The sequence below is a fragment of the Pseudomonas fluorescens genome (assembly GCF_018614775.1).
GTDB lineage: Bacteria > Pseudomonadota > Gammaproteobacteria > Pseudomonadales > Pseudomonadaceae > Aquipseudomonas > Aquipseudomonas fluorescens_BY.
The window spans coordinates 1-10414 of record NZ_JAGGOF010000117.1 but is presented as its reverse complement, the minus strand read 5'-3'; the positions used below and the strand labels follow the sequence as shown (position 1 = coordinate 10414).

Annotated in this window: 9 protein-coding genes and 1 pseudogene; 6 read left to right on the top strand and 4 right to left on the bottom strand. The window is 61.5% G+C overall.

Annotated features, from left to right (window positions below; genetic code table 11):
* Nucleotides 1-80 precede the first annotated feature (80 nt).
* Complete coding sequence (locus J7E36_RS24555) at nt 81-1568, bottom strand: helicase HerA-like domain-containing protein (protein ID WP_215008868.1); 1488 nt, start codon at nt 1566-1568, stop codon at nt 81-83.
* 186 nt (nt 1569-1754) lie between these two features.
* Between J7E36_RS24555 and J7E36_RS25645 the strand changes: the two are divergent.
* From J7E36_RS25645 to J7E36_RS24535, 5 genes and pseudogenes are all read left to right on the top strand, one after another.
* Nucleotides 1755-2786, top strand: a pseudogene (locus tag J7E36_RS25645) (HAMP domain-containing protein); the annotation flags it as partial.
* 93 nt (nt 2787-2879) lie between these two features.
* Nucleotides 2880-3644, top strand: a complete 765-nt coding sequence (locus tag J7E36_RS25640) for a methyl-accepting chemotaxis protein (RefSeq protein ID WP_435304193.1) — start codon at nt 2880-2882, stop codon at nt 3642-3644.
* 196 nt (nt 3645-3840) lie between these two features.
* Entirely contained in the window at nt 3841-4962 is a 1122-nt protein-coding gene (locus J7E36_RS24545; RefSeq protein WP_215008870.1) for a glycosyltransferase family 4 protein, read from the top strand.
* Nucleotides 4963-4978: 16 nt separating this feature from the next.
* Nucleotides 4979-5746 carry a DUF2334 domain-containing protein gene (locus J7E36_RS24540; protein WP_215008864.1) on the top strand — a complete coding sequence of 256 codons (768 nt, stop codon included), beginning with the start codon at nt 4979-4981 and terminating at the stop codon, nt 5744-5746.
* Nucleotides 5743-6738: a lysylphosphatidylglycerol synthase transmembrane domain-containing protein gene (locus J7E36_RS24535; protein ID WP_215008862.1), complete on the top strand. Its 996-nt coding sequence runs from the start codon at nt 5743-5745 to the stop codon at nt 6736-6738. The genes J7E36_RS24540 and J7E36_RS24535 overlap by 4 nt, the downstream gene beginning before the upstream one ends.
* Here J7E36_RS24535 and J7E36_RS24530 read toward each other — a convergent pair.
* On the bottom strand, nt 6719-6916 hold the full coding sequence (locus J7E36_RS24530; RefSeq protein WP_215008860.1) for a hypothetical protein: 198 nt from the start codon (nt 6914-6916) through the stop codon (nt 6719-6721). The two genes, J7E36_RS24535 and J7E36_RS24530, sit on opposite strands and share 20 nt — an antisense overlap.
* A gap of 176 nt (nt 6917-7092) precedes the next feature.
* The gene (gene purU / locus J7E36_RS24525; protein ID WP_215008858.1) at nt 7093-7941 is read right to left on the bottom strand and encodes a formyltetrahydrofolate deformylase; all 849 of its coding nucleotides are present in this window, start codon (nt 7939-7941) and stop codon (nt 7093-7095) included.
* Between the two features lie 307 nt (nt 7942-8248).
* Here purU and mvaT point away from each other — a divergent pair, with 307 nt between their 5' ends.
* A complete protein-coding gene (gene mvaT / locus J7E36_RS24520) occupies nt 8249-8629 on the top strand; it encodes a histone-like nucleoid-structuring protein MvaT (RefSeq protein ID WP_215008856.1) in 381 nt (126 codons plus the stop codon).
* Nucleotides 8630-8710: 81 nt separating this feature from the next.
* Here mvaT and sbcB read toward each other — a convergent pair whose 3' ends face one another.
* Nucleotides 8711-10147: an exodeoxyribonuclease I gene (gene sbcB / locus J7E36_RS24515; RefSeq protein WP_215008847.1), complete on the bottom strand. Its 1437-nt coding sequence runs from the start codon at nt 10145-10147 to the stop codon at nt 8711-8713.
* Nucleotides 10148-10414: the final 267 nt, after the last annotated feature.

Here is a 10414-nt window from a genome sequence, read left to right as displayed (position 1 = left end):
AGTTCAGGCTCGCTCCCACAGTTGGAATGCATTCCATTGTGGGAGCGAGCCTGCTCGCGATGGGGGCGACTCGGTTCAAGTTATCGGCGCTTGCTGCCTCCCAGTAACGACCCCATCAACCCGCGCACCAGCTGTCGGCCCAGTTGATTGGCCGCCTGGCGCATCACCGATTTGAGCGCCTGGCCGGCTGCCGTGCCGAGAAACTCCCCTGCCTTGTCGGCAAAGCTTGGCTCTTCGGCTGCCGGTTTGCCCGGTGCCACCTCCGTCTCCGGTTGCAAACCTTTGCGCCCCATCAGCACTTCATAGGCCGACTCGCGATCAATGGGCTTGTCGTAGCGCCCTTGCAGCGGCGAACGGGCGATCAATTCGGCGCGTTCGGCCTCGCTCAGTGGCCCGATACGCGACTGCGGTGGCGCCACCAGCACGCGCTGGACCATTTCCGGCGTGCCCTTTTCCTGCAAGGTGCCCACCAGGGCTTCACCAATGCCCAGTTCGGTCAGCACCGCCAACGCATCGAACTGTGGGTTGGGTCGGAAACCCTCCGCCACCGCCCGCAGGGATTTCTGTTCCTTCGCGGTGAACGCCCGCAAGCCATGCTGGATGCGCAAGCCCAACTGCGCGAGCACATCGTCCGGCAAGTCGCCCGGCGATTGGGTCACGAAATACACCCCGACCCCCTTGGAACGGATCAACCGCACCACTTGCTCCAACCGTTCCTGCAGGGCCTTGGGCGTGCCGGCAAACAACAGGTGTGCCTCATCGAAGAACAGCGCCAGCAACGGTTTATCCGCGTCACCGCGCTCGGGCAACTGCTCGAACAGTTCCGCCAACAGCCACAGCAGGAACGTCGCGTAGACCTTCGGCGCCTCATGGACCAGGCGGCTGGCGTCCAGCAGGTGGATGCGGCCACGGCCATCACTGGCCGGTTGCAGGATGTCTTCGAGCTGCAAGGCCGGTTCGCCGAACAACGCGTCCGCGCCCTGCTGCTCCAGGCTGGACAGGCGCCGTAGCAAGGCCTGGCTGGAGCCGGTGGTCATCAGGGCCACGTCGTCCCCCAGCAACTCGGGGTGATCCCGGAGGTGATTGAGCAACGCCTTCAGGTCCTTGAGATCGAGCAGCAACAGGCCTTCGCGGTCGGCGACCTTGAACGCGGCGTAGAGTGCCGATTGCTGGCTGTCGGTCAGCTCCAACAGGCTGCCGATCAGCAACGGGCCCATTTCACTCAACGTCGTGCGTAACGGATGACCGGATTGACCGTGGATGTCCCACAAGGTCACCGGATAAGCCTGGGCCGTGTGGCCGAGCCAGGGCATGCCGGCGATGCGCTCGGCGACCTTGCCCTGCGGGTTGCCGGCGGCACCGAGGCCGCACAGGTCACCCTTGATGTCTGCGGCGAACACCGCCACGCCGGCATCGCTGAACGCTTCGGCCAGGCGCTGCAGGGTGACGGTCTTGCCGGTCCCGGTGGCGCCCGCCACCAGTCCGTGGCGGTTTGCCAGGCGCATGGCCTGGGCGACGGGCTGACCGGCGAGGTCGGCCCCGATCACAAGTTCTAATGAATCCGGCATTTCGTCACCTGCGGTTAATCTAAGATTTCGCTTGGCCGATACATAAAGCGACAGACCTAACTGAAAACAAGGTCGGATAATTCCCCAAGGAGAGAAGGAAATATCAGCTTTTTTTCAATACGGCGCCATTTTGCGCGCTTATAAAAGCACGCGCATAACAATAAGACTTTAGCGGAACCCCGAGCCATGAATAAAAACCTGCGATTCAGCCACAAGATTCTGCTGGCGGCTGCCCTTGTTGTGATTGCTGCCTTCGCATCCTTCACGCTGTACAACGATTACCTGCAACGCAACGCCATCCGCGACGACCTCGACAACTACCTGCACGAGATGGGCGATGTCACCGCAAGCAATATCCAGACGTGGCTCACCGGGCGCATTCTGCTTATCGAGAACCTGGCCCAGAACATCGCCGTCACACCGGACCCGGCCAGCGTCACCCGCCTGCTGGAGCAGAAAGCCCTGACCTCCACATTCATGGCTTCCTACCTGGGGGATGCCAAAGGCAGCTTCATCATCCGGCCCGACGCAAAAATGCCCGACGGCTTCGATCCGCGAGTGCGCCCCTGGTACACAGGCGCGCAGAACAGCAGCACTTCAACCCTGACCGAACCTTACATCGACGCCGCCACTGGCGCGCTGATCATTTCCATCGCCAGCGCTTCGAAAAACGCCACGCAAAGCGTCGGCGTGGTGGGCGGCGACCTGAGCCTGCAAGCTGTCGTGGATAACCTCAAGACCCTCGACTTCGACGGCATGGGCTATGCCTACCTGGTCAGCGCCGACGGCAAGATCCTGGTACACCCGGACAAAGCCCTGGTCATGAAGAACCTGGCCGAGGCCTATCCGAAAAACACCCCGAAAATCAGTGACCAGATCACTGAAGTCGAAGTGGACGGCCATACGCGCATCGTCACCTTCACCCGCATCAAAGGCCTGCCCTCGGTAAATTGGTACATCGGTCTGTCGGTGGACAAGGACAAAGCCTACGCAATGCTCAGCGATTTCCGGACCTCGGCGGTCGTGGCGACCATTGTTGCGGTGGTTATCATCATCGCCCTGCTGAGCATGCTGATCCGCCTGCTGATCCAGCCGTTGCATGTCATGACCCGGGCCATGGAAGACATTGCCGACGGTGAAGGCGACCTGACCAAGCGCCTGACGATCCAGAACCAGGACGAATTCGGCATCCTGGGCACCGCGTTCAACCGTTTCGTCGAGCGGATCCATGGCTCGATCCGCGAAGTTTCCTCGGCCACCGAGCATGTCAACGAAGTTGCCCTGCGGGTGGTGAGTGCGTCGAACTCGTCGATGGTCAATTCCGACGAGCAATCGAGCCGCACCAACAGCGTTGCCGCGGCCATCAACCAGTTGGGCGCCGCGGCCCAGGAGATCGCCCGCAACGCCGCCCAGGCTTCCCATCAGGCCAGCGACGCCCGCGGCCTGGCCGAAGATGGCCAGCAGGTGGTCAACCGCAGCATCGCCGCGATGAACCGCTTGTCCGACCTGCTGAGCACTTCAAGCAGCAACGTTGAAACGCTGAACAGCAAAACGGTGAATATCGGCCAGATCCTCGAGGTGATTACCAGCATCTCCCAGCAAACCAACCTGCTGGCCCTCAACGCCGCGATCGAGGCGGCCCGGGCCGGTGAGGCCGGGCGCGGGTTCGCCGTGGTGGCCGATGAAGTGCGCAACCTGGCCCACCGCACCCAGGAGTCGGCGCAACAAGTGCAAACCATGATCGAGGAACTGCAGGTCGGTGCCCGGGATTCGGTCACCACCATGAACGACAGCCAGCGCCACAGCCAGGAAAGCGTGGAAATCGCCAACCTCGCCGGCGAACGCTTGAACAGCGTGACCCAGCGCATCGGTGAAATCGACGGCATGAACCAGTCGGTGGCCACCGCCACGGAAGAACAGACCGCCGTGGTGGAATCGATCAACGTCGACATCACCGAGATCAACACCCTGAACCAGGAAGGCGTGGAAAACCTGCAATCGACCTTGCGTGCCTGTGCCGACCTGGAGCGGCAGGCGGCGCGGCTCAAACAGCTGGTGGGCAGTTTCCGGATCTAGTAGCGCCTGGGCTGGCCCCATCGCGAGCAGGCTCGCTCCCACAGTAGACCGCATTCCGTCCTCTGTGGGAGCGAGCCTGCTCGCGATGGGGACCTGTCAAACACAGCAAAACCCAACTGACACCCGCCCCAACCGCAACCCAACCGAACATCCCTTCCTCATAAAGGTCAACAAAAGGAGAACACAGACCGGAGGGATATTCATCGTGCATATAGCGGACATCACCATGTTCTACGCCCCTGCCAGCGGAGGCGTGCGCACTTACCTGGATGCCAAGCACCGGCGCCTGGGCGATCGGCCCGGTATTCGCCACAGTTTGTTGATTCCCGGCGCGCATTTGAGCGAGCACGATGGGGTCTACAAGGTGCCCGCTCCAGCCCTGCCGTTCGGCAAGGGCTATCGCTTTCCGCTGCGTTTGGCGCCCTGGCGCAATGTCCTGCATGATCTGCAACCGGACCTGATTGAAGTCGGTGATCCCTACCTCACCGCCTGGGCCGCCCTGGATGCCCGGCGACAACTCGACGTGCCCGTCATCGGCTTCTATCACTCCGACCTGCCACTTTTGGTGAGCAACCGCATGGGCAACTGGTTTACCCCCAACATCGAGGCCTATGTCAGCAAGTTGTACGGCAACTTCGATCGGGTCCTGGCGCCCAGCCAGGTCATGGCCGACAAACTGACCGGGCTGGGGGTCAGCAACGTCTACGTGCAACCGCTGGGCGTGGACCTGCAAACCTTCAACCCCGCTGCTCGCGACCCGGAGTTGCGCGCCGAACTGGGAATTGCCGAAGACACGCGACTGCTGATTTTCGCCGGACGCGGTTCCAAGGAAAAGAACCTGCCGGTGCTGCTCAAGTGCATGAAACGCCTGGGCGAGCGCTACCATCTGCTGCTGGTGGGTTCATCGATGCCGGCGGCGGTGCCGGACAACGTCACGGTGGTGGATGAATTCTGCCCGGCGCCGCAAGTCGCCCGGCTCATGGCCAGCGCCGATGCGCTGCTCCATGCCGGGGACCAGGAAACCTTCGGCCTGGTGATCCTCGAAGCGATGGCCAGCGGCATTCCCGTGGTGGCGGTGGCCGCCGGAGCCTTCACCGAAATCGTCCATGAGGATTGCGGCTTGTTGTGTACGCCCAATAACCCACAGGCCATGGCCAACGCCGTGCGGCAGCTGTTTTCCGAGGGCTGCCAGCGCCGTGGTGCACTGGCGCGTCGGCATGTAGAGCGGCATTACGCCTGGGATTCGGTGGTCCACAGCTTGCTGGGGCACTACTACGCCGTGCTTGGCGCACAGATGCCGTTGCTGGCCAATGGTTGAAGCGAGGGCCGTGCCGATGAATCACCCGCCCAGCGTGTTACTGGTGCTGCACGACGTGGCACCGCAGACCTGGCCCGACTACCAGCCCTTCGTTGAAGCCGTCGACGCCCTCGGGAACGTGCCGATGACCTGGCTGGTGGTGCCCGACTTCCACCACCGCAATGCCCTGCAGGACCATCCCGATTTTCGGCGCTTGCTCGACCGGCGGGTCGAGCGTGGCGACGAACTGGTGTTGCATGGTTATTACCATTGCGACGACGGCCACGCGGCGCGCCACCCCAAGGATTGGTTCATGCGCCGGATCTACACCCACGAAGGCGAGTTCTACAGCCTGTCCGAAGCGCACGCCCTGACCCGCCTGCGCGCCGGCATCGAAACCTTCGAGCGTTACCAGTGGCCGCTGCAAGGCTTCGTCGCCCCGGCCTGGCTGATGAGCGAAGGCACGCGCCAGGCCTTGCGCCAGTTGCCACTGAGCTACACCAGCGATACCCAGCACCTTTATCGCCTCCCGGATTTCACCCCCATTGACGCCCCGGGGCTGGTCTGGAGCGCCCGCAGCGCCTGGCGGCGTGGCATGTCGAAAGTCCTCAGCGACCGCCGGGAACAGCGCTGGCGCCAAGCGCCGGTGATTCGCCTGGGCCTGCACCCGGTGGACATGCGCCACCGGTTTTCCCGGGACTATTGGCTGCGAACCCTAGAACGCCTGCTCAATGACGGGCGCGTGCCGATGACCAAGGTCGATTGGCTGGCGACCCAGGGCCTGCGGGTCAGCAGCGCGGCATGAAGCGGCTGATCTGGTTAGCGACTGCGCTGCTCATGGCGTTGCTGATTCCATTGTGGGTGGGCGGCTCGGACATGTGGGCGCGGGTGCAGCGCTTTCCGTCGTCATTGCTACTGACAATGCTCGGCATGATTGTGCTGTGCTGGGTCTTGAACTCGGTGCGCCTGCGCTTGCTGCTGGGTCAGCACCGTGGGCGCCTCGGCGGACTGAAAAGCCTGGGCGTGGTGATGTCCACCGAGTTCGCCATGTGCGCGACACCCGGCGGCAGCGGCGGACCGCTGACGCTGATGGCCCTGCTGGCGCGCCATGGCGTGCGCCCGGCCCACAGCAGCGCAGTGTTTGCCATGGACCAATTGAGCGACCTGCTGTTCTTTCTCTGCGCCTTGGTGGGCATTCTGTTCTACGCGCTGTTCCAGAACCTCAGCCAGCGCATGGAGTGGATGCTGGCCCTGAGTGCGATCTCCATGCTTGGCGGGCTGTTGGGCTGCGTACTGGTGGCGCGCTACCACCGAAAGCTGATTCTGCTGGGCGCGCGTCTGCTACGGCATTTGCGGGTGAAGACCAGCACCCGTCGCCGCTGGGGGCGCAAGATCCTGCACTTTCTGGCGGCGTTCACCGACACCTTGAAATTGCCACGACAGACGTTATTCCAGGTGTTCGGCCTGACCTGCCTGCACTGGGCGCTGCGCTACAGCGTGTTGTACCTGGCGTTGCAAGGGTTGGGCGCAGACTTGCAGTGGGCCTGGAGTTTCCTGATCCAGATGCTGTCCTTGAGCGCAGGGCAATTCAGCCTGTTGCCGGGCGGTGCCGGAGCGGCAGAGTTGACCTCGGCGGCGTTGCTGGCGCCCATGGTGGGCAAATCCACGGCGGCGGCGGCGATTCTGATCTGGCGGGCGGTGACGTATTACTTCTACCTGGTGGCCGGTGGGCCGGTGTTCTTCCTGATGGTCGGACGGCCGTTGCTCAAGAAGCTGATCAGCCTTCGCCAGGCGTGACCGCGTCCTCCAGCGGATTGGGGATGTCTTCGGGGTGGGTCTGTTTCCACAGTTCGGCGGCGTCGGGAAACTCCGTGCCGTCTTCCGGGCCCAGTGCTTCGGGATCGTAGCGGCTCAGGCAACCCTCACCCAGGATGGCCGGTGCCTTGGAGGTGGCTTTGTCCAGTGGATCGGTCATGGCGTGCCGCCTGAGAAAAGCGCCTTGCTGGTCCGTAATGCCAGCAAAATCTGTGGGAGCAAAGCTTGCTCGCGATAGCGGCGGACCAGCCAACACCTTCGTCGACAGACTTGCCCAATCGCGAGCAAACCTTGCTCCCACAGGTTTGGGGTTACCCGCAGGTAACTTGCCTTGAATCAGAACACCACGGTCTTGTTGCCACGCACCAGCACCCGGTCTTCCAGGTGATAACGCAGGCCCCGCGCCAATACCATCTTCTCCACGTCACGGCCGAAACGCACCATGTCTTCGATGCTGTCGCTGTGGCTGACGCGCACCACGTCCTGCTCGATGATCGGGCCGGCGTCCAGCTCTTCGGTGACGTAGTGGCAGGTGGCGCCGATCAGCTTCACGCCGCGCATCGAGGCCTGGTGGTACGGCTTGGCACCGACGAACGACGGCAGGAAGCTGTGGTGGATGTTGATGACCTTATGGGCGTACTCGCTGCACAGCGCCGGTGGCAGGATCTGCATGTAGCGGGCCAGCACCACCACCTCGGCATCGTGCTGCTTGACCAGGCGCGAGACCTCGGCGAACGCCGGCTCTTTGTCTTGCGGGTTGACCGGTACGTGGTAGTACGGGATGCCGTGCCATTCGACCATGCTGCGCAAGTCGTCGTGGTTGGAAATCACGCAGGCGATATCGCAATCGAGCTCATCGCTGTGCCAGCGGTGCAACAAGTCCGCCAGGCAGTGAGACTCGCGACTGGCCATCAGCACCACGCGTTTTTTCTGCGCGGTGTCGGTGATGCGCCAGTCCATCGAGAATTCTTCGGCAATCGGCGCGAAGGCCTCGCGAAACGCTTCGATGCCAAAGGGCAGCGAGTCGGCACGAATCTCGTGACGCATGAAAAACCAGCCGCTCTGGTTGTCCGAGTGATGGCTTGCTTCGGTGATCCAGCCGTTATGGGACGCCAGAAAGTTACTGACCTTAGCAACGATACCGACGCGGTCCGGGCAAGCAATCACCAGCCGAAAAGTGCGCATTAGGGGAACTCCAGAACTTCGCAAAGGCGGCTATTCTAGCCATTGCGCAGCAAAACTGCAGTATCGATTACGCGCGCGTGTTCCACGCCACCTCCGGGACCGGGCCCGGGCGTGGCCTGCGCACACAGCGCTATAAATGTGAACCGATGTGAAGTCATGGCGACAGTATTTAACTGCAATAGCGTTTTTGTGGCGCAGCACTAATTAATTAAATAAAACACCGGTTTAATGTTTACTTGATGAAACTGTCTGATTACTATTGCCGCACTGTGTCCTTGTCACCCGCGTCCTACATAAGGTAGTCCACATGTCCCTGATCAATGAATACCGCGCCACTGAAGAAGCCATCAAAGAACTGCAAGCTCGCCTGAAAAACCTGTCCCAAGACGACAAACTGCAAACCGAGCTGGAATTCGAAGGCAAACTGCGCACGCTGATGGGCGAATACTCCAAGTCCCTGCGCGACATCACTGCCCTGCTGGATCCGGAAGCCAAGTCGAGCAAGGCCCCACGTGGCGGCGCGGTAAAAACTACCGGCACCAAACGCGCTCGCAAAGTTAAGCAATACAAAAACCCGCACAACGGCGAAGTCATCGAAACCAAAGGTGGCAACCACAAGACGCTGAAAGAGTGGAAAGCCAAGTGGGGCGGCGACGTGGTTGAAGGCTGGGCAACCCTGCTGGGTTAAGCCTCATCGGTTCGCGCCGTTCTTTGCGAACAAAAAAACGCCAGCATTGCTGGCGTTTTTTTATGCCTGTCGTTTCTTATTTCATGGGCCGGCGAGGCTTAAACGTTTACGCAATTGCTGGCTGTACTCCTGCCATTGCCTGAGTACTTCTTGCTGCAATGGGGTCGACAAGGCCAGCCACTCGGCCATTGCCGCATCGAAACTTTCCAGGGTATTAGGCGCACCGCATTCCGAGGCTGACAGGCGTTGTTGGCAAAAAAGTCTCCAGCGTTGCTGCTCTTCAGGGTTCAATGTGTCCGGAAAGTTGCGGGCGCGATAACGGAACAATAGTTCCGGCAAACGCTCATCGTCGAAAGGCCAGCGCTCTTGCGCCAATTGCATCGGGTCCGCCAGACGGACTTGTTCACACAAGCGTCGGTCGCGATCACCGATGAAGCCTGCGTATAACTGTTGCTCGGGATCGTCGGCGGCGGTGAAATCCTCGCGACCGTAAATAGCCTGAAGTTTGTCCTGCCAAACCTGCTGTGCATCAGTGAGTCGCAACACCCGCTGCTGGTAGCCCGCCATATCCAGTTGCAGCCGCTGCTGGTCCTCGGCCCGCAACACCGACAGCGGCGCGATCACTGGGCATTTGTTGATGTGGATGAGCTTGAGGGGCACCGGCAACTCACCTTCGAGCAATTCTTCTCGGCGGGTGTACAGGCGTTGACGCAGCGCTTCGGCATCATGGTCCAGCAAGCCCTGGGGGTCCAGGTGCAGGTCGCAGACAATCAACGCGTTGCGGTTTTTCGGGTGCCAGGCCAGCGGCAGAACCACACCGATGTAGTTTCGCGCGGCCGAAAACCGACCGGAAATATGCACCATCGGCTGCAACAGGCGAATCTGGTCCATCACTTTCTGTTTGCTGCGCAGTTGGAACAGCCAGTCGTAGAGCCGCGGCTGTTTCTGCCGGATCAGTCGAGCCAGGGCGATGGTTGCGCGCACGTCCGATAGCGCGTCGTGGGCCTGGCCATGGTCGATGCCATTGGCGGCGGTCAGGCGCTCGAGCTTGAGGGTGACGCGGCCGTCCTCCTGCGGCCAGACAATGCCGTCGGGGCGCAGCGCGTAGGCGGCGCGTACCAGATCGATCAGGTCCCAGCGGCTGTTACCGCCCTGCCATTCGCGGGCGTACGGGTCGAAAAAATTCCGGTAAAGGCTGTAGCGGGTCATCTCGTCGTCGAAGCGCAGGGTGTTGTAACCGGCGCCACAGGTACCCGGCGCGGCCAGTTGTTCATGGACGCGGGTCATGAAATCGGCTTCGCTCAGGCCTTTTTCGGCCAGGCACGCCGGGGTAATCCCGGTGATCGCACAGGCAGCCGGATGAGGCAGGATGTCATCGCTGGGCTGACAATACAGGTTGACTGGGGCGTCGATTTCATTGAGCTCGAAATCGGTACGGATCCCCGCCACCTGCAAGGGCCGGTCACAGCGCGGGTTGATGCCGGTGGTTTCGTAGTCGTACCAGAAGATGGAAGTCACGGGCTGTTCCTGAACTGAAGACTGGCGAAGTCTAGGCGTTTGGCCCCACCGGCGGCCAGCACTGCGCCCACTTTGGCAATACCTTGTGGGAATGAACACCACTGCCTTCGCCCCTGTGGGAGCGAGCCTGCTCGCGAATGGCGGCCTGACCGAGTACATATCCGTTCCTGCGGTAACGGCTGCTTAGGGTTCCGCCCCGACGGCGGCTCACTTTTGAACAGCGCAAAAGTAAGCAAAACGCTTTTGCCGGTATGACTCACCCACATG